We start from the raw sequence: 19022 nt of genomic DNA on the forward strand, positions 1-19022 counted from the left end.
GGGTCGTCGCAACACGGCGTGCCCGCGGGATCCTCGCGACCCGCGGCCGCCGCACCGGCCGCCCGCGCACGCGAGACGCCGCCGTTCACCCGGCCGGCGCTGGCGCCCGGGTTGATCGCTGCGATCGTGCTCCTGGCGTGCGTCGCCATCGTGGACTCGTCGGGGTTCGTCTTCGCCCGCTGGGGCGTCACCGTCCTCGCGTTGATCGTGCTCGTCTTCACGGTGCGGGGGAAGGTCTGGTGGGCCGCGCTGCTCATGGTCGCCGTCGCGGTCTGCTGGAACCCGCTCGTCACGGTGCCGATCCCGGGGCAGGTGTGGGCGGGCCTGCAGCTGGTGGCCGCCGCGCTGTTCATCGTGGTGGGCATCGTGGTCAAGGTGCCCCGCGAGACCGACGGACGGTAGGATCGGCAGGTCGGGTACAGGACCCGGCCGCACGACCCGAAGGGCATGGATGAACGACGAGACCGAGCCGGTGACCGAGAGTCCTCTGCTGAACCCTCGACCGTCCTCCGGCGGTCTCGACCGATCCGACGTCGTCGTCCGCAAGGGACGACTGACCCTGATCAACGGACACCTCACGCCGCAGCAGTCGATGATCGAGGACCTGCTGTTCCTCGACGACGCGCTCACCGCGGCTGACGTCGACCACCTGCTCATCCGCGGGAACGACCAGCGTCCGGTGATCGCGCTGGACGAGCGTGACCGCCAGCGAGCCGAGAGCGCCGTGATGTCGGCCGCCGTCAACGAGCCGTTCTACGCGAAGCCCCCGGGCAAGCCGGCAGTGCTCGTGCAGGACGACGGACTCGGCTCCGTCGAGGAACCCGTGCTCCGTGTGTTCCGCCCGCGCCTCGAGCCCCTCGGACGCCTGCGCTACGGCGCCGAGACCAGCGTCCAGCTCGAGTTCTGGCGCGTCACCGACACCGAGGTCCTCGCACCCGTCGAGAACGCCCTGATGCGTCGCAGCCTGCCGATCGACGAGTTCGTCCTCGTCGACATCGAGCGCTACGGCCGCACCTGGCGCACCGTCGAGCACATGTTCGACGACCACGTCTCGGACATCCGGTTCCCGATCGACATCGTCTTCTCGTGGGTCGACGGCAACGCCATCGAGTACCAGCGCGCCCGCCAGGCCGCACAGTCGAACGCCGTCCTGGGCGAGGGCGACGACGCTCCGGCCCGCTTCCGCCAGATCGACGAACTGAAGTACGCGCTGCGCTCGGTCCACACCTTCGCGCCGTGGATCCGCCAGATCTACATCGCCACGGACTCGCCTGCGCCGCACTGGCTCGCCGACCACCCGAAGGTCCGGATCGTCCGCAGCGAGGAGTTCTTCGCCGACCCGTCCGTGCTGCCGACGCACAACTCGCAGGCCGTCGAGTCGCAGCTGCACCACATCCCGGGCATCAGCGAGCACTTCATCTACTCGAACGACGACATGTTCTTCGGCCGGCTGGTCGACCCCTCGGTGTTCTACAGCCCGGGGTCGGTCACGAAGTTCATCCTCGCGTCGACCCGGATCGGCCTCGGTTCCAACAACCCGGCACGCAGCGGTTTCGAGAACTCCGCCCGGGTCAACCGCGGGCTCCTGCAGCAACGCTTCGGCGCGGTGACGACCCGGCACCTCGAGCACGCGCCGACGCCCCTGCGTGCGTCGATCATGACCGAGATGGAGCACGAGTTCGCAGACGAGTTCGCGGCCACTGCAGCGTCGCGCTTCCGCGCCGCCGACAACATCTCGGTGACGAACTCGCTCTACCACTACTACTCGCTGCTCACCGGCCGGGCGATCATCCAGGAGAACTCCTCCGTCGGGTACATCGACACGACCATGGTCTCCGGACTCAAGGCCCTCGACGACCTGCTGAAGAAGCGGAACGTGGACTTCTTCTGCCTCAACGACGGCAGCTTCCCGGAGGTCAGCGACGAGGAGCGCACGCAGCGCGTGACGGACTTCCTGGAGCGGTACTTCCCGTTCCCCGCGCCGTGGGAGCGCCCCAGCGCGTAGGACGCGCCAGCGGCCTGCTGGGGCGCTCCGGGCGAGCCCGCGAGCCCGGAGCCGGAACCCGGCCACGCGTGTCGGCCGCAGCCGCACGCCGACCGGTCACGACAACCCGCGACCTGCGCGCCGACTGGTCACTAGCCGTCGGCCTCGCCGTTGGCAGCCGACGGAACGGGACCACGCGACGCACCACGTGCGGTGGGTCGCGACCATCCCGCGAGCCTGGAGGCGCGTGGCGCGCCCGCCTCGGGCCTCCAGTCCGTCCGTGGCGCCGGTCAGGACACCCCGTCGGCCGCCCACGCAGCGGCCACGACCCGTCGCTTGCGAGACCACCACGCGACGGAACGTGACCCCGCGACGCACCATGTGCGGTGTGTCGCGACCATCCCGCGAGCCTGGAGGCCCGTGGCGCGCCCGCCACGGGCCTCCAGTCCGTCCGGCGTGCCGTCCGGACGTGCGTGCCCGCGCGCGGTCAGGAGACCCCGTCGGCCGCCCGCCCAACGGTCACGAACCGTCGCTTGCCGGGCCGCCAGACGACGGAACGTGACCACAGGACGCACCACCCGCGGGGAGTCGTGACCGCCCATGCGCGCCCATGCGCGCCCACGCTTGGTGAGCAGAAGAGGTCGGGTCCGCGTGACGGACCCGACCTCTTCTGCACGCGAAGTGCGGAGTGCTACCGGTGCACGGGGGAGACGGGCACCGAGTCGAGCGTGAAGACCGGGATGCTCGAGGTGACCGGTGCGGGCTCCACGGCTGCGGGGATCGTCACGCCGTGTGCCGCGAGCTTCGCCTCGGTCTCGAGAGCGGAGACGGGCTGCCCGACGGTGGCGTAGTGCCCGATCGGCACGACGGAGTGGACGACGTTGTGGCCGTACACGTGCACGAGGTTGAACGACTGCGCGCCGTCCCGGCCGCGGGTGCCGCCCTGGTACTCCGTGAGGTCCTGCGTGTAGCAGGTCGCACTGGCGACGGACACCGGGATGCCGGCGAACACGGCGCTGGTCGAGTAGTGCAGGTGCCCGGCGATGATGGCGAGGACATCACTGCCCTCGACGACCTCGGCCAGGGCCTGCTGGTTGCGCAGTTCGACGAGGACGGTGAGGTCCTGCACGCTCGGCACGGGCGGGTGGTGCATCGCCAGGATGGTGCCGTGCGGTGCCGCCTCGGACAGGACCTCGGCGAGCCAGTCGAGCTGCTCGGGGGAGACCTCGCCGTGGTGGTGACCGGGCACACTCGTGTCGAGGGTGATCACACGGAGACCGTTGACGTCGTACACGAAGTCGACCGGGCGGTCGGTGGGCTGCAGGCCGAAGAGCTCCCGGCGGAAGGCGCCGCGCTCGTCGTGGTTGCCCATCGCCCAGATCACCTGCGCACCGATGCGCTCGGCCGCCGGCTCCAGTATCGCGCGGACGCGGGCGTACGCACCCGGCTCGCCCTTGTCGGCCACGTCGCCGGTGACGACGATCGCTTCGGGACGCGTGCCCGACGCTTCGATGTCCGCGACGATCTGCGTGAGCCGCGCGGCGGAGTCGACATCGCCGTAGAGATCACGATCCCCGGATACGAGGTGCGTGTCGCTGAGGTGGAGGAGGAAGTGGTTCGGCCTGGGGTGTTCGGCCGTCCGGCTGTCCATCGGGGTCTCATTCCGTTGGCGGATGCGTGGTGCAACACGTTGCCACACCGTCCTGGACGAGTCCAGCACGTGACGGTGAACCAGCCGTGAACTGGGGGCGGCGTGTTGCCCTGTGCACGAAGAAACCCCCGCCACTTGGTGACGGGGGTTGCTTCGTGTGCCTCGGATCAGTGATCCCCGGCGCCGATCTGAGGAGCCTGGTGGCCACCCTCGAGGTTCGGGCCGTGGTGCGCGGCATGCGCTGCCTCGAGCTCGGCCTTCGAGACCGGCTCGATGCGGTCCTCGAAGAAGAAGCGGGAGACGCCGGCGCGGACCTTCTGCAGACCCGTGATCTTGCCCTTGGCGTTCGGGCGGATCATCAGCGGCTTGTACTCGTTGAACTGCAGGAGCTTCCACCGCTCGTACTCGTCGAGCTGCTCGTGCACCTCGATGTACTCACCGTGGGGGAGTCGGACGATGCGGCCCGACTCGTACCCGTGCAGGACGATCTCGCGGTCCTTCTTCTGGAGGGCGAGGCAGACACGCTTGGTGATCCAGAAGGCGATGAACGGACCGAGGACCGTCGTCGCCTGGATGACATGGATCACGTGTTCGATCGACACCAGGAAGTGCGTCGCGATGATGTCCGACGAGGCTGCTGCCCAGAGGCTCGCGTAGAGCGTGATGCCAGCGGCACCGAACGCGGTGCGCGTCGGGGCGTTGCGCGGACGATCGAGGATGTGGTGCTCACGCTTGTCGCCCGTGACCCACGCCTCGATGAAGGGGTAGAGCAGGATCGCCAGGATGAGCAGCACCAGGACCGCGATCGGCGCCAGGATGTTGAACGACACCGTGTAGCCGAACCACACGACCTCCCAGTGCGGCGGCACCAGACGCAGCGCGCCGTCGGCGAAGCCGATGTACCAGTCGGGCTGGGTACCGGCGGACACCGGGGAGGGGTCGTACGGGCCGTAGTTCCAGATCGGGTTGATCGTGAACAGCGACGCGATGAGGGCCAGGATGCCCGCGACGATGAAGAAGAAGCCACCGGCCTTCGCGGCGAACGCCGGGAGGATCGGGACGCCGACGACGTTCTCGTTGGTCTTGCCCGGACCGGCGAACTGGGTGTGCTTGTTGATCACGACGAGCACGAGGTGGACACCGAGCACCGCGACGAGGATCGCCGGCAGCAGCAGGATGTGCAGCGTGTACAGGCGGCCGACGATGTCGGTACCCGGGAACTCGCCACCGAAGAGCAGGTAGGCGATCCACACGCCGATGACCGGGACACCCTCGATCATGCCGACGATGATCCGCAGGCCGTTTCCGGAGAGCAGGTCGTCGGGGAGCGAGTATCCGGTGAAGCCCTCGGCCATGGCGAGGACCCAGAGCAGGAAGCCGAAGACCCAGTTGAGCTCACGCGGCTTGCGGAAGGCACCGGTGAAGAACACGCGGGCCATGTGCAGCATGATCGACGCCACGAACAGCAGGGCTGCCCAGTGGTGGACCTGACGGACGAAGAGCCCGCCACGGATGTCGAACGAGATGTCGAGCGTGGACTGCAGCGCCGTCGACATCGCAACACCCTTGAGCGGGACGTACGAGCCGTTGTAGATGACCTCGGTCATGGACGCCTGGAAGAAGAACGTCAGGAAGGTCCCGGAGAGCAGCACGACGACGAAGCTGTACAGCGCCACCTCGCCGAGCATGAAGCTCCAGTGGTCCGGGAAGATCTTCCGGCCGACTTCCTTGACGAGGCCCGAGATGCTGGTGCGCTCGTCGATGTAGTTCGAGACCCCGCCGATGATGCGGGATCCGCGCTCCGGTGCCGGCTTGTTCGTCGACGTGTTCGGTGCGGTGGTGGTGGTGCTGGTCATCAGCGTTCACGCTCCCAGAAGGACGGTCCGACCGGCTCGTGGAAGTCGCTCTGGGCAACCAGGTAGCCGTCGTCGTCGATCGCGATAGGAAGTTGGGGGAGGGGGCGTGCTGCCGGACCGAAGATGACCTCGCAGTTGTTCGAGACATCGAAGGTGGACTGGTGGCACGGGCACAGCAGGTGGTGCGTCTGCTGTTCGTAGAGCGCGACAGGGCACCCGACGTGGGTGCAGATCTTGGAGTACGCGACGATGCCGTCGTAGCCCCAGTTCTCGTGGCCCTTGGACGGGTTGAGGTCCTTCGGGTCGAGACGCATCAGGAGGACGGAGGCCTTCGCCTTCTCCTCGAGCATGTGCTCGGACTCGAGCATGCCCTCGGGGATGACGTGGAACACCGAACCGATGGTGACGTCGGAGGCCTTGATCGGAAGACCCGTCGGGTCCTTCGTCAGGCGCAGGCCCTGCTTCCAGAAGGTGTGACGGAGCAGCTCGTTCGGGTCCTCGGCCGGAGCGAGGTCACGGACCAGGACGATGCCGGGGAGCGGGAACGCGGCCAGAGCACCGATCATCGAGTTGCGGATCAGCTTGCGACGGCTGAAGCCCGACTCCTTGTCGGCGAGCTGGAACGCCTCGACCGCCTTGGCGCGGGTTTCGTCGGTGCCGCGGGTGCCGTGGCGGAGCTCCGTGATCTCACGGTCGACGACGAGCGACTTCGACCAGTAGACGGCACCGAGACCGAGGGCGAGGAGCGCGAGGGCGATCGACAGGCCAAGGAAGAGGTTCGCGGTGCGGACCGTCCCGAAGTCGCTCGGGTCGATCGGGAAGGCGATGTACGCGGCGATCGACAGGACGCTGCCGACGATCGACAGGTAGAAGTAGGCGGCGACCTGGCGCTCGGCCAGACGCTGCTTCTTCGGGTCGACGTCGGTGCGACGCGGACGGTGCGGCGGCTCGCCCGGGTTCTCGAACGGGTCGACGGGGAGGACCGCGATCCCGGGGGAGGTGGTCGTGCCGTGCTTCTCGACAGCCGAGGACGAGTTCAGCGTCTCGTCGTCGTGCTCTGCCATGGTGTTCCCTTCAGTGTCGTTCGACACGGACGATCAGTTGGACTTCGCGGTCAGCCAGACGGTCATCGCGACGACCGCCCCGAGTCCGAAGATCCAGATGAACAGACCCTCGGCGACCGGCCCCAGGGAGCCGAGTGCGAAGCCACCGGGGGACTTGTTGTCCTGCACGTACTTGAGGTACGTGATGATGTCGGCCTTCTGCTCCGGCGTCAGGTTCAGGTCGTTGAAGACCGGCATGTTCTGCGGGCCGGTGAGCATGGCCTCGTAGATGTGCTTGCCGGAGACCGTCTCGAGGTTCGGTGCGTACTTGCCCTCGGTCAGGGCACCGCCGGCGCCGGCCACGTTGTGGCACATGGCGCAGTTGATGCGGAACAGCTCGGCACCTTCGGCGGCGTCGCCGTCCTCACCGTTGGTGAGTTCGGTGGACGGGACCGACGGGCCGGGGCCGAGGGAAGCGACGTACTGCGCGAGCGCGTCGACCTGCTCGTCCGTGAACTGCGCGGGCTTCTCTTCTGCCTGCGGACCCTGTGCGGCCATCGGCATGCGGCCGGTGCCGACCTGGAAGTCGACCGACGCGGCGCCGACACCGATGAGGGACGGACCCTCGCTCGTGCCCTGCGCGGAGAGACCGTGGCAGGTGGCGCAGTTCGACGCGAAGAGCTTCTCGCCCTCGTTCACCTGCGACTGGCTCGAGGTGGCGAGGGTGCTCGTGCTGTCGTCGGCGTTCGCCGTGGAGCTGAACAGTGCGTACGCGCCACCGGTGGTCATGAGACCAACGACGATGAGCGACACGGTCGCCATCGGTGAACGGCGGCCCTTCTTGGACTTGGTTCTGTTGAACATGTGCTGGGGGGTGTCCAGTTCCTACTTGAGAAGGTAGATGACGGCGAAGAGGAAGATCCACACGACGTCGACGAAGTGCCAGTAGTACGACACGACGATGGCGGTGGTCGCTTCCTTGTGGCCGAAGTTCTTGGCGGCGAAGCCGCGGCCGAGCGTCAGCAGGAAGGCGATGAGGCCACCGGTCACGTGGAGGCCGTGGAACCCGGTGGTCATGTAGAACGCCGAGCCGTACGCGCTGGAGGAGAGCGTGACGCCCTCGTGCCACAGGTTGGCGTACTCGAAGATCTGGCCGCAGACGAAGATCGCACCCATCGCGTAGGTGACGAAGAACCACTCCGTCATGCCCCAGTGGCGCGGGTTCCAGCTCGTCCGGTGCACCTGGAAGCGCTCCGCGGCGAACACTGCGAACTGGCAGGCGAAGCTGGACAGCACCAGGATGATCGTGTTCACGGAGGCGAAGGGCACCTCGAGCTTCGTGGTCTCGGTCGCCCAGAGCTCAGGGGACGTGCTGCGGAGCGTGAAGTAGATCGCGAACAGGCCGGCGAAGAACATGACCTCGCTGCCCAGCCACACGATCGTCCCCACGGCCACGGCGTTCGGCCTGTTGAGGGCCGGACCGCTGGCTGATCTGGAGAGAGAGGTGCTAGTCACGTCCTCCATTATGGCCGAAACCCCCGACAGTGTTTTCGCAGGAGACTGGCGGGTCTCTCGAATTCACTACGATCGATCCATGCCCGACGCACTTTCTTGGCCAGCGGTGATCAGCGCGCTCATGGCGCGCGAGGACCTGACGATCAGGCAATCCACATGGGCCATGGAGGAGATCGTCCACGGGCGTGCCACCCAGGCCCAGATCGCGGCCTTCGCCGTGACGCTCCGCGCGAAGGGCGAGACCGTCGACGAGGTCGTCGGTTTCCGTGACGCGATCCTCGACGCCGCGGTTCCGCTCGACGTCGACCCGATGGCGCTCGACATCGTCGGTACGGGCGGCGACGTGGTCGGCACCGTGAACGTCTCGACGATGGCGGCGATCGTGATCGCCGCTGCCGGGGTCCCCGTCGTCAAGCACGGCAACAAGGCCAGCTCGTCGAAGTCCGGGTCGAGCGACGTGCTCGCCGCCCTCGGACTCGATCTCACGATGGACGCCGCGCGTGTCGCGGACACGTTCCGGCGTGTCGGGCTGACCTTCGCCTTCGCCAACGCGTTCCACCCCGGTTTCGCCCACGCAGGCCCCGTCCGGCGGGAGATCGGCGTCCCGACGGTGTTCAACTTCCTCGGTCCGCTCGTCAACCCCGCACGGTGCGAGGCCAACGCCGTCGGCGTCGCCCAGCTCGAACTCGTGCCGATCATCACGGGCGTGTTCCAGACGCGCGGGGCGACCGCACTCGTGTTCCGAGGCGACGACGGACTCGACGAGCTGACCACCACCGGGCACAGCCACATCTGGGAGGTCACCGGCGGCCGTGTGACCGAACACGACCTCGACCCACGGGACCTCGGCATCGCCCGCGCCCGGACGGAGGACCTGCTCGGTGGCGACCCCGAGCACAACGCCGCCGTCGTCCACCGACTGCTGGCGGGGGAGACCGGACCCGTCCGCGACATCGTCCTGCTGAACGCCGCGGCCGGGCTCGTCTCGTTCCGACTGGCACAGGACCCGAACGAGGCCGACCGCCCGATCCTGCAGCGCTTCCGCGAGCAGCTCGTCGTCGCCGCCGAGGCGATCGACTCCGGCGCCGGTGCGCGCAAACTGGCTGATTGGGTCGGCGCAGCTCCCGCCGCGTAGTCCACGCCGCCCCGCGCACCGTGCGCGGTGCGTCACCCGGTGCGAGCCTGGCGGCTCGGTGCTGCGCCACGAGCGCGCACCTGACGGTCACCGCTGCACCCGGTGAGCAAACCCGCACCGTGCCGTACCGGCGACCCCACGCCGGACCGGAGGGCCGTGGTGTGCCCGCCCCGCGCCTCCAGTCCGCACCGTGCGCGGTCCGCGATCCCGTCCCGCTTCCGCGAGAGCCGCACCGTGCGCGGTGCGCCAGCCGGTGCGAGCCTGGCGGCTCGGTGCTGCGCCACGAGCGCGCACCCGGCGGTCACCGCTGCACCCGGTGGACAAACCCGCACCGTGCCGTACCGGCGACCCCACGCCGGACCGGAGGGCCGTGGTGTGCCCGCCCCGCGCCTCCAGTCCGCACCGTGCGCGGTCCGCGATCCCGTGCCGCTTCCGCGAGAGCCGCACCGTGCGCGGTGCGCCAGCCGGTGCGAACCTGGCGGCTCGGTGCTGCGCCACGAGCGCGCACCCGGCGGTCACCGCTGCACCCGGAGAACAAACCCGCACCGTGCCGTACCGGCAACCACCCGACGACGCGCCGACGGGCCGACGGGCCGGCAGGCCGACCGCGACCGACCCGCAGGAGACGCAACGCACAGGAGGCCCGGTGCCGGTTCCTGGAACCGGCACCGGGCCTCCCGTCGGTGCGATCAGTGCACGCGGTCAGCGTGCGCGTGCGGTGTTACTGCACGTCCTCGTCGACCCAGTCGAAGGTCTTCGTGACGGCCTTCTTCCACAGGCGGAGCGTCCGCTCGCGCTCGGCGGCGTCGAGCTGCGGCTCCCAGCGCTTGTCCTCCTGCCAGTTGGCACGGAGCTCGTCGAGGTTGGCCCAGAAGCCGACCGCGAGACCGGCGGCGTAGGCCGCACCGAGCGCCGTCGTCTCCGCGACGACCGGGCGGACGACCGGCACGTTGAGCATGTCGGCCTGGAACTGCATGAGCTCGCTGTTCGCGGTCATGCCGCCGTCGACCTTGAGCTCGGTCAGGTCCACACCGGAGTCGGCGTTGACCGCGTCGAGCACCTCGCGGGTCTGCAGCGCCGTCGCCTCGAGGGCGGCACGCGCGATGTGGCCCTTGTTGACGAAGCGGGTCAGGCCGACGATCGCGCCGCGGGCATCGGGACGCCAGTACGGCGCGAAGAGCCCGGAGAACGCGGGCACGAAGTACACGCCGCCGTTGTCCTCGACGGTCTTGGCCAGGGCCTCGACCTCCGGGGCGCTGCCGATCAGGCCGAGGTTGTCGCGGAGCCACTGGATGAGCGACCCCGTGACGGCGATCGAACCCTCGAGGGCGTAGTGCGTCTCCTGGTCGCCGAGCTTGTACCCGACGGTGGTGAGCAGACCGTTCTCGGAGCGGACGATCTCGGTACCGGTGTTGAAGATCAGGAAGTTGCCGGTGCCGTAGGTGTTCTTCGACTCGCCCTGGTCGAACGCGGCCTGGCCGAAGGTCGCGGCCTGCTGGTCGCCGAGGATGCCGGCGATCGGGACCTCGCGCAGCAGGCTCGAGGACTCGACGTGACCGTAGACCTCGGAGGAGCTGACGATCTCGGGGAGCATCGACTTCGGCACACCGAAGTCGGCGAGGATGTCGTCGCGCCACTGCAGCGTCTCGAGGTCCATGAACAGCGTGCGGGACGCGTTCGTGACGTCGGTCTTGTGCACGCCGCCGTCGACGCCACCGGTCAGGTTCCAGAGGACCCAGGTGTCGGTGGTGCCGAAGAGCAGGTCGCCCGCTTCGGCCTTCTCACGCGCACCCTCGACGTTCTCGAGGATCCACATGATCTTGGTGCCGGCGAAGTAGGTCGCGAGCGGCAGGCCGACGATGGCCTTGTACTTGTCCGTGTCGCCGTCGGCGAGCTTGTCGACGAGGGCCTGCGTGCGGGTGTCCTGCCAGACGATCGCGTTGTAGATCGGCTTGCCGGTGGTCTTGTCCCAGACGACGGCGGTCTCGCGCTGGTTGGTGATGCCGACGGCTGCGACGTCGTGGCGCGTGATGTCGGCACGCGACAGTGCCTGACCGATCACCTCGCGGGTGTTGTCCCAGATCTCGGCGGGGTCGTGCTCGACCCACCCGGCGCGCGGGAAGATCTGCTCGTGTTCCTTCTGCCCGGTCGAGATGATCGAACCGGAGTGGTCGAACACGATTGCTCGGGTCGAGGTCGTGCCCTGGTCGATGGCGACGATGTAGTCGGCCATTGGTGCTCCTTACGGGTGTGTTCGGTGCGGGTGCGTGGTCGGTCGTGCGGAACGGCCGCCCACGCCTTCGGGGTGGGGGTGGGTCAGCTGACGACGGGCAGCAGGGCGACGGACAGGCCGGCAGCGAGGGCGCCACCGATCAGGGGTCCGACGACCGGCACCCAGGCGTAGGCCCAGTCGCTCGAGCCCTTGCCCTTGATGGGCAGGAAGGCGTGCGCGATGCGCGGGCCGAGGTCACGGGCCGGGTTGATGGCGTAGCCGGTGGGACCACCGAGGCTGACACCGATCGCGATCACGAGGAAGGCGACGGGGATGGCGCCGAGGTCCGTGGGGGTCCCGCCGTTGGTGAAGGCGAGGACGACGAAGACCAGGACGAAGGTGCCGATGATCTCGGTGACGAGGTTCCAGCCGTACGAGCGGATCGCGGGGCCGGTCGAGAAGACTCCGAGCTTGGCGGCCGCGTCGGGCTCCTCGTCGAAGTGCTGCTTGTACGCGAGCCAGACGATGACGGCACCGATGACCGCACCGATCACCTGGGCGATCCAGAAGAGGAACATCTCGCCGACGGTGATCTTGCCGAGGATCGCCTGCGCGAGGCTGACGGCCGGGTTGAGCTGGCCACCGGACTTGTAGGCCACGGTGGCACCGGCGAAGACCGCGAAGCCCCAGCCGATCGTGACCATGAGGAAGCCGGCTCCGAAGCCCTTGGACTTCGCCAGCGAGACGGCGGCGACGACGCCGCCACCCAGGATGATGAGCATCGCCGTACCGACGAGCTCGGACAGGAACTTGACGCCGATGTCGTCCATCGGTGACCTCCAGTGCGTGAGGTGGGGGTCCGGCCGTGGTGCGCCGCACTCCCCGTTGAGTGATTGAGGCCAACCATAGTGACGACGCTCACGGCCGGGTGGTGAATTCGTGAGCGGAGAGCGGGATCGTGCACGAACGTGCAGGACGAGTGTCCCCAGCACGATCCCGAGCCGGTGACGCGTCCTCGGCGTGCTGCACGAACGTGCATCCCCGCCGGACGGCTGGCCGTGCCGCCGATGTAGATTGGGCGCACTCCGGTCGACGACGCGCGGTGTGACCGCCACGGCTCGACCCCGTACCCGTGGAGGCACCGCATGAAGAAGCTCATCAACGACCCGCAGAACGTGGTCGAGGAGACCGTCCGGGGGTTCGCCCGGGCACACGCCGGACACGTCGTGCTGGTCGAGGACCCGATCCACCTGCACCGCGCCGACGCCCCCGTGGCCGGCAAGGTCGGCATCGTCAGTGGTGGTGGCAGCGGGCACGAGCCACTGCACGCCGGCTTCGTCGGGTACGGCATGCTCGACGCCGCCGTCCCCGGTCCGGTGTTCACGAGCCCGACCCCCGACCCGATCGTCGCCGCGACCAAGGCCGTCGACGGCGGTGCCGGCGTGCTGCACATCGTGAAGAACTACACCGGCGACGTGCTGAACTTCGAGACCGCCGCAGAGTTGGCCGCGATGGACGACGTCCGGGTCGAGTCCGTGGTGGTGGACGACGACGTCGCCGTGCAGGACTCCCTGTTCACCGCCGGTCGTCGCGGTGTCGCCGGGACCGTCGTGGTGGAGAAGTGCGCCGGTGCCGCCGCGGAACGCGGGGACGATCTGGACGCGGTCGCCGCCGTGGCCCGGCACGTCAACGACGTCACGCGCTCGATGGGGCTCGCGCTCGCCTCTGGCACCGTCCCGCACGCGGGGGAGCCGTCCTTCGTACTCGCTGACGACGAGGTCGAGCTCGGCATCGGCATCCACGGCGAGCCGGGCCGCGAGCGGATCGCGATGGCGCCGGCGGACCAGCTGGTCGACCGCGTGCTCGAACCGATCCTGACGGACCTGGACGCCCCGGCCGGATCGGCACTGCTGCTGCTGGTCAACGGCATGGGCGGCACACCGCTCTCCGAGCTGTACATCGCCTACCGACGCGCCGCCGAGGTGCTCTCCGACCGCGGCTACCGGGTCACGCGTAGTTTGGTCGGCGACTACGTCACGTCCCTCGAGATGCAGGGGTTCTCGCTCACCGTCACGGTGCTCGACGACGAACTCACGGCCCTCTGGGACGCCCCGGTGGAGACCCCGGCCCTGCGCTGGGGACGCTGAGCGACCGCGCCTGCGACCGCAACCGCAACCGCAACCGCAACCGCAACGGACGCTCGACCACCGGACCACGACACCGGACCCCACCGGGCCGGACACACGAAGGGAACCGCATTGGCGCTCGACACCGCATGGGCCATCGACTGGGTCCGTCGCACCGCCGCGACGATCGACGAACACCGTGCCGAGCTGGTCACGCTCGACCGCGAGATCGGGGACGGTGACCACGGCGAGAACCTCGACCGAGGCTTCCGCGCCGTGCTCGAATCCGTCGACGCCGGCTCCTTCGACACCCCGGGCGCCGTCCTCAAGGCCGTCGCGACGAAGCTCATCTCGACGGTGGGCGGCGCGGCCGGTCCGCTGTTCGGCACCGCCTACCTGAAGGCCGCGCAGGCTGCAGGGGACGCGTCCGAGCTCGACGCGGACACGCTGGTCGCGGTCCTGACCGCCGCGCGTGACGGTGTGGTGTCCCGCGGCAAGGCCGCCGTCGGCGACAAGACGATGGTCGACGCGTGGAGCCCCGCGGTCGACGCCGCCGCAGCGGCTGCCGGCGCCGGCGCCGACCCGGAGGCCGTGCTCGCCGCCGCAGCCGACGCCGCAGCGCAGGGGGCCGCCGACACCGAGCCGCTCGTGGCGCACAAGGGCCGCGCGAGCTACCTCGGCGACCGCGCGATCGGGTACCGAGACCCCGGTGCGCAGTCGACCGCGTACATCCTGCGCGCAGCTGTGGACGCCGCGTGACCGTCGGCATCCTCGTCGTCTCGCACAGCGCTGCGATCGCGACGGGCACCGTCGAGCTCGCCCGGCAGATGGCCGCGGACGTGCCACTCGTCGCCGCGGGCGGCACCGACGACGGCGGCATCGGCACCTCGTTCGAGGCGATCACCGCCGGCATCGAGGAACTCGCCGGGGCCGACGGCGTCGTGGTGCTGTGCGACCTCGGCTCCGCCTACCTGACGACCGACACCGCGCTCGACTTCCTCGACGACGACGTCCGCGCACGGGTGCACGTGTCGCCGGCCCCGCTGGTCGAGGGCACGGTCGCCGCGGCGGTCGCCGCCCAGACGGGCGGGGACGCCGACGCGGTCCTGGCCGCTGCGGCGTCAGCCGCGGGTTCCGAGGCGGACGCGAGCACCGCCTCCCGTCCGTCCGGTGACCAGCCTGGAGGCACGGGGCCGGCCGACGGGGCAGGTCCCGTCGACGACGCGGCCGGCGCAGACCGCGTCAGCGCGTCGGTCGAGCTGGTGAACGAGACCGGGCTGCACGCCCGGCCCGCCGCGGAGTTCGTCAAGACGGCGGCGAAGTACGACGCGAGCGTGCACGTCAACGGTGTGGACGCGAAGAGCCTGCTCGCGATCATGGCCCTGGCGCTGCCGAAGGGCGCGACGGTGTCGATCGACGCGACCGGTCGGGACGCGCAGGCCGCGGTCGACGCCCTGGTCGAACTGGTCCGGTCCGGCTTCGGCGAGTGACACCGCCGCCGGGGGAGTCCCCGGCGGCGGTGCGCGCCCCGGTCACCGGATCGAGACCGTGCCTGCCAGGTCGAGGTCCGAGGGGCCGCCGGTGACCCCGGCGTCGGCGAGCAGGGTGGCACCGAACACGGCGCTCCAGAACGTGCGGGCGTCACGGGCGACGCCGCCGGGGCTCGTCCATCCCTGGTCGCCGACGACGCGCTCCAGGTAGCGTTCGGACTGCCGGAACAGCACCGCGAGCAGCAGTCGGACGCGCTCCCGCTGGGCGGTGTCGTCACCCGCAGCCGCCAGCGCGCGGACCACGAGGGGTGTCGACGGCATCGCGAGGGCGGTCCGGGCGAGGACCTGGCGGAACGACTCCGACGACCGCGCGCGACGACCGGCCGCCTGCAGCCGAGTCGTGTCGCGGAGGAACAGCGCGAACGCGGCGTCGAGCACCAGGCGGTCCTTCGAGCCGTAGTGGTGCGTGATCTGGTTCGGGTACACGCCCGCGGCCCGCGCGACCTCGCTGACGGTGACGGTGCGTGCGCCCGCGCTGAGCAGTCCGGCCGTCGCCGCGAGGATCCTCGCCCGCGTCGCCGCGCCGCGTGCCGTGCCGGAGCCGTCCACCGTGGTTGCCATGTCCGAATTGTACGTGGTACAACTCAACTTGTTCAACGTACAAGAGGAGTTCCCGTGGACATCGTCATCACCGGCTACGGCACGGTCTCACCCTTCGGCCACGGCGTCGCACCGCTCTGGGACGCCCTGGTGGCCGGTCGCTCCGGCGTCCGCTCCCTGCACCGCGACGGAGCGCTCTGGGGACAGGTGCCGATCCGGGTCGGTGCCGAGGCGGCACTCGACGCCGACGGGGCACTGGGCCGGGTCCGCGCGAACCGCCTCGACCGCAGTCAGCAGCTCGCGCTCGTCGCCGCGGAGGAAGCATGGACGGACGCGGGTGCCCCCGCGGTCGAGGGCGACCGCCTCGCCGTGGTGATCGGCACCGGGATCGGGGGCGTGGAGACGCTCCTCGACGCGCACGACGTGCTCGGAGCATCCGGTGCCCGACGGGTCTCCCCGCGCACGGTGCCGATGCTCATGGCGAACGGCGCCGCCGCGCAGATCAGCATCGCGTACGGGGCGCGGGGCGGCGCCTACACGACGGTGTCGGCGTGCGCCTCCGGTGCCGAGGCCATCGCGACCGCCGCGCGACTCATCGTGACCGGTGAGGCCGACGTCGTCATCACGGGCGGCACCGAGGCCGCCGTGACCCCGGTGACCATGGCGTCGTTCGCGCAGTCGCAGGCGCTCGCGAAGCCCGACGGCGACGACCCGACGACCCTGTCCAGGCCGTTCGACGCCGACCGCCGCGGCTTCGTCCTCGGCGAGGGCGCCGGCATCGTCCTGCTCGAGCGTGCCGACCACGCCGCCGCACGCGGGCAGCGGTCGCACGGCACGCTCGCCGGGTGGGGGATCACCTCGGACGCGCACCACATCACCGCGCCGCGCACCGACGGCAGCGAGCAGGAACGGGCCATGCGGTCCGCGATCCGGATGGCGGGACTCACCCGTTGCGACATCGACCACGTGAACGCGCACGCGACCGGCACCCCGGTCGGCGACGTCGGCGAGGCGACCGCGATCAGCCGTGCGGTGGGCACCGGAGCGCTGGTCACCGCACCGAAGAGCGCGATCGGGCACATGTTCGGCGCGGCCGGGGCGGTCGAGGCGATCCTGACCCTGCGGGCACTCGAGACCGGGACCGTGCCGCCGACCCTGAACCTCGACCAGCTCGACCCCGCGGTGGACCTCGACGTCGTCTCCGGCACCGCGCGGACGGCTCCGCTCGGTGCGGCGTTGAACAACTCGTTCGGGTTCGGCGGTCAGAACGCGTCGCTGGTGTTCACCGCGGCGTGAGCTCCTGCAGGCCGGTGACCCGGAGCAGGTCGAGCTTCGCGGCCGACTCGGAGCCCGGTACGACCGTGTAGACGACGATGCGCAGGTCGCCACCCGGCACGGTCAGCACGTCGCAGTCGATCTCCACCGGACCGACCGGCGTGTGCACGACCTTGCGGCTCGCACGGTGCTCGGCGATCCGGCCGGTCTCCCACCGGCGGGCGAACTCCGGCGACTCCCGCAGCAGCCGGTCGACGAGTGCTGCCAGGTCACGGTCGCCGGGGTAGCGCCCGTACGCCTGCCGCAGATCGGCGGCGAGGTCACTCGAGAACTCCTCCTGGTGCTCCTCGTCCCAGTCCACCCCGTCGCGCGCCTTGGTGAAGTGCCGCCAGACCAGGTTGCGGTCGAGGCCGACGTACCGCGTCGGATCGCCGTTCACCGCGGCCCACAGGTCGTTCCAGAGCACGATGTCGTGCGTCGCCGTGAACACCGCGAGCGGCACGTCGCCGAGTCGGTCCACCAGACGCTGCACGCCGGGCGTGACGTGCCGCGGCACCACCTGACGGGACGGCGGGGCGACGCCGGCCACCCGGCACAGGTGGTCCCGCTCCTCGGACGACAGCCGGAGCGCCGTCGCGAGCGACGCGAGCAGCTGCGGCGACGGGTTCGTCGCCCGGCCTTGCTCGAGGCGGACGACGTAGTCCACGCTCACGCCCGCCAGGGCGGCGAGTTCCTCGCGGCGGAGGCCCGGGGTCCGTCTGCCGGGGCCGGCCGGCAGGCCGACCGCCTCGGGACGCACCCGGTCACGCCAGGAACGCAACACGTTCGCGAACTCGCTCATGTCCACCATCATCGCCCCGCGCCTCCAGTCCGTCCTGGTACTGCCGGTCCCACCGTCGCACCGTGCCTGGGGCGGCCGGGCCGGCTGGGGCAGGCTGGGCACATGACGACGACACTGATCACCGGGGCCAACCGCAGCCTCGGACTCGAGACCGCACGCCGACTGATCGAAGCCGGCCACACCGTCCACGCCGGCATGCGCGACCCGGCCAGCGGCGACGACGCCCGGGCGCTCGGCGCCCACGTCGTGCAGCTGGACGTGACCGACCAGGCCAGCATCGACGAGGCGATCGCCACGATCCCGTCCTTGGACGTGCTGGTGAACAACGCCGGGATCCTCGGCGACTCGTTCGGGGTCGACGACCTCGACGCGGACGCGATGGCGACCGTCCTCGACACCAACGTCACCGGCATCGTCCGGGTGACCCAGGCCGCGCTGCCCCTGCTGCGACGCTCGGCAGCACCCGTCATCGTGAACGTCGCGTCGGGGGTCGGCTTCCCACGCTGGCTCACCACGCCCGGGCACGACGAGTACGGGGTGCCGGCCGTGCCGTACGCGGCGTCGAAGGCGGCCGTGATCGCGTTGACCGTGCAGTACGCGAAGAACCTGCCCGGGTTCCGGGTGAACGCGAGCGACCCGGGCTACACCGCGACGGCGTTCAACGGGTTCGGCGGGCACCAGACGATCACCGAGGGCACCGACGCCACGGTCGCGCTCGCGACGATCGGCACCGAGGGGCCGACGGGGGAGTTCCACAACCGCGAGGGACGCATCGAGTACTGAGGGCGGCGCTCCGTCAGTCGTGCACGTCGTCGCCGAAGCCCGGGCCGGGCCGCATCATCCACCCCTCCGGATCGGGCAGCGGCCGGAACCCGAACCGCTCGTACAAGCCGTGGGCGTCCGCGGTGAACAGGGCGAAGCGCTTCAGTCCGAGGGCCTCGACCGCCTCGGTCACCCCGCGCACCAGGGCGACCCCGACACCCCGACCCCGGGCCCCTGGGGCGACGAACACGTCCGAGAGCCAGCCGAACGTGACACCGTCGGTGACCACCCGCGCGTAGCCGAGCTGCTCGCCGGTCACCGCGTCGTAGACGCCGAAGTTCCGGGAACCGGCGATGATCGCGTCCTGGGTCGCCCGGTCGCGCCCGCGCGCCCAGTACGACTCCTCGCTCAACCAGCGGTGCACGCGGTCCACGTCGAGGTCGGCGGGGTCGGTGGAGAAGCGCAGATCCGTCATCGTCCCAGTCAACCGGAGACGCGGCCGCGGGGCGACGTCCGATCGGGATCCGGTGGA

18 protein-coding genes are annotated in these 19022 nt (G+C 70.2%); 8 read left to right on the forward strand and 10 right to left on the reverse strand.

What is annotated here, in order from left to right; translation table 11 throughout:
- Window positions 1-18 precede the first annotated feature (18 nt).
- A complete protein-coding gene (locus tag MXD64_RS09235) occupies window positions 19-402 on the forward strand; it encodes a DUF6804 family protein (protein WP_056069096.1) in 384 nt (127 codons plus the stop codon).
- A gap of 49 nt (window positions 403-451) precedes the next feature.
- The gene (locus tag MXD64_RS09240) at window positions 452-2005 is read left to right on the forward strand and encodes a stealth conserved region 3 domain-containing protein (RefSeq protein ID WP_017887341.1); all 1554 of its coding nucleotides are present in this window, start codon (window positions 452-454) and stop codon (window positions 2003-2005) included.
- 670 nt (window positions 2006-2675) lie between these two features.
- Here the strand turns inward: MXD64_RS09240 and MXD64_RS09245 are convergent.
- The 5 genes from MXD64_RS09245 to ctaE form a co-directional block, all read right to left on the reverse strand.
- Window positions 2676-3635: a phosphodiesterase gene (locus MXD64_RS09245; RefSeq protein ID WP_263136341.1), complete on the reverse strand. Its 960-nt coding sequence runs from the start codon at window positions 3633-3635 to the stop codon at window positions 2676-2678.
- A 167-nt stretch (window positions 3636-3802) separates the two neighbouring features.
- Window positions 3803-5491 (reverse strand): cytochrome bc1 complex cytochrome b subunit, encoded by a 1689-nt coding sequence (gene qcrB / locus MXD64_RS09250; RefSeq protein WP_017887339.1) that lies wholly within the window; start codon window positions 5489-5491, stop codon window positions 3803-3805.
- Window positions 5491-6555, reverse strand: coding sequence for a cytochrome bc1 complex Rieske iron-sulfur subunit (gene qcrA, locus MXD64_RS09255; RefSeq protein WP_017887338.1), 1065 nt, complete (start codon window positions 6553-6555; stop codon window positions 5491-5493). The genes qcrB and qcrA overlap by 1 nt, the downstream gene beginning before the upstream one ends.
- Before the next feature lie 33 nt (window positions 6556-6588).
- A complete protein-coding gene (gene qcrC / locus MXD64_RS09260; RefSeq protein ID WP_042537210.1) occupies window positions 6589-7398 on the reverse strand; it encodes a cytochrome bc1 complex diheme cytochrome c subunit in 810 nt (269 codons plus the stop codon).
- Window positions 7399-7419: 21 nt separating this feature from the next.
- Window positions 7420-8058, reverse strand: a complete 639-nt coding sequence (gene ctaE, locus MXD64_RS09265) for an aa3-type cytochrome oxidase subunit III (protein WP_031259820.1) — start codon at window positions 8056-8058, stop codon at window positions 7420-7422.
- A gap of 70 nt (window positions 8059-8128) precedes the next feature.
- Between ctaE and trpD the strand changes: the two genes are divergently transcribed.
- Window positions 8129-9184 (forward strand): anthranilate phosphoribosyltransferase, encoded by a 1056-nt coding sequence (gene trpD / locus MXD64_RS09270; protein WP_031259819.1) that lies wholly within the window; start codon window positions 8129-8131, stop codon window positions 9182-9184.
- A 721-nt stretch (window positions 9185-9905) separates the two neighbouring features.
- Here the strand turns inward: trpD and glpK are convergent.
- Together glpK and MXD64_RS09280 are read right to left on the reverse strand one after the other, a co-directional pair.
- Window positions 9906-11417 carry a glycerol kinase GlpK gene (glpK, locus tag MXD64_RS09275; protein WP_017887334.1) on the reverse strand — a complete coding sequence of 504 codons (1512 nt, stop codon included), beginning with the start codon at window positions 11415-11417 and terminating at the stop codon, window positions 9906-9908.
- 83 nt (window positions 11418-11500) lie between these two features.
- A complete protein-coding gene (locus MXD64_RS09280) occupies window positions 11501-12226 on the reverse strand; it encodes an MIP/aquaporin family protein (protein ID WP_017887333.1) in 726 nt (241 codons plus the stop codon).
- Window positions 12227-12541: 315 nt separating this feature from the next.
- Between MXD64_RS09280 and dhaK the strand changes: the two genes are divergently transcribed.
- The 3 genes from dhaK (at window position 12542) to dhaM (ending at window position 15012) form a co-directional block, all read left to right on the forward strand.
- Window positions 12542-13543: a dihydroxyacetone kinase subunit DhaK gene (gene dhaK / locus MXD64_RS09285; RefSeq protein ID WP_056068660.1), complete on the forward strand. Its 1002-nt coding sequence runs from the start codon at window positions 12542-12544 to the stop codon at window positions 13541-13543.
- A 111-nt stretch (window positions 13544-13654) separates the two neighbouring features.
- Complete coding sequence (dhaL, locus tag MXD64_RS09290; protein WP_017887331.1) at window positions 13655-14281, forward strand: dihydroxyacetone kinase subunit DhaL; 627 nt, start codon at window positions 13655-13657, stop codon at window positions 14279-14281.
- Window positions 14278-15012: a dihydroxyacetone kinase phosphoryl donor subunit DhaM gene (dhaM, locus tag MXD64_RS09295; RefSeq protein WP_056068662.1), complete on the forward strand. Its 735-nt coding sequence runs from the start codon at window positions 14278-14280 to the stop codon at window positions 15010-15012. Before dhaL ends, dhaM begins: the two co-directional genes overlap by 4 nt.
- 42 nt (window positions 15013-15054) lie before the next feature.
- Here dhaM and MXD64_RS09300 read toward each other — a convergent pair whose 3' ends face one another.
- Window positions 15055-15633 carry a TetR/AcrR family transcriptional regulator C-terminal domain-containing protein gene (locus MXD64_RS09300; RefSeq protein WP_214533026.1) on the reverse strand — a complete coding sequence of 193 codons (579 nt, stop codon included), beginning with the start codon at window positions 15631-15633 and terminating at the stop codon, window positions 15055-15057.
- 54 nt (window positions 15634-15687) lie between these two features.
- Here MXD64_RS09300 and MXD64_RS09305 point away from each other — a divergent pair, with 54 nt between their 5' ends.
- Entirely contained in the window at window positions 15688-16908 is a 1221-nt protein-coding gene (locus MXD64_RS09305) for a beta-ketoacyl-[acyl-carrier-protein] synthase family protein (RefSeq protein ID WP_263136342.1), read from the forward strand.
- Here MXD64_RS09305 and MXD64_RS09310 read toward each other — a convergent pair.
- On the reverse strand, window positions 16895-17728 hold the full coding sequence (locus MXD64_RS09310; RefSeq protein ID WP_197068614.1) for a helix-turn-helix domain-containing protein: 834 nt from the start codon (window positions 17726-17728) through the stop codon (window positions 16895-16897). The genes MXD64_RS09305 and MXD64_RS09310 overlap by 14 nt on opposite strands.
- 102 nt (window positions 17729-17830) lie before the next feature.
- Here MXD64_RS09310 and MXD64_RS09315 point away from each other — a divergent pair, with 102 nt between their 5' ends.
- A complete protein-coding gene (locus tag MXD64_RS09315; RefSeq protein WP_017887326.1) occupies window positions 17831-18511 on the forward strand; it encodes an SDR family NAD(P)-dependent oxidoreductase in 681 nt (226 codons plus the stop codon).
- Between the two features lie 13 nt (window positions 18512-18524).
- Here the strand turns inward: MXD64_RS09315 and MXD64_RS09320 are convergent, their stop codons facing one another.
- Window positions 18525-18965 (reverse strand): GNAT family N-acetyltransferase, encoded by a 441-nt coding sequence (locus MXD64_RS09320; RefSeq protein WP_017887325.1) that lies wholly within the window; start codon window positions 18963-18965, stop codon window positions 18525-18527.
- Window positions 18966-19022: the final 57 nt, after the last annotated feature.

The organism is Curtobacterium sp. Arg-1 (assembly GCF_025643395.1).
GTDB lineage: Bacteria > Actinomycetota > Actinomycetes > Actinomycetales > Microbacteriaceae > Curtobacterium > Curtobacterium poinsettiae.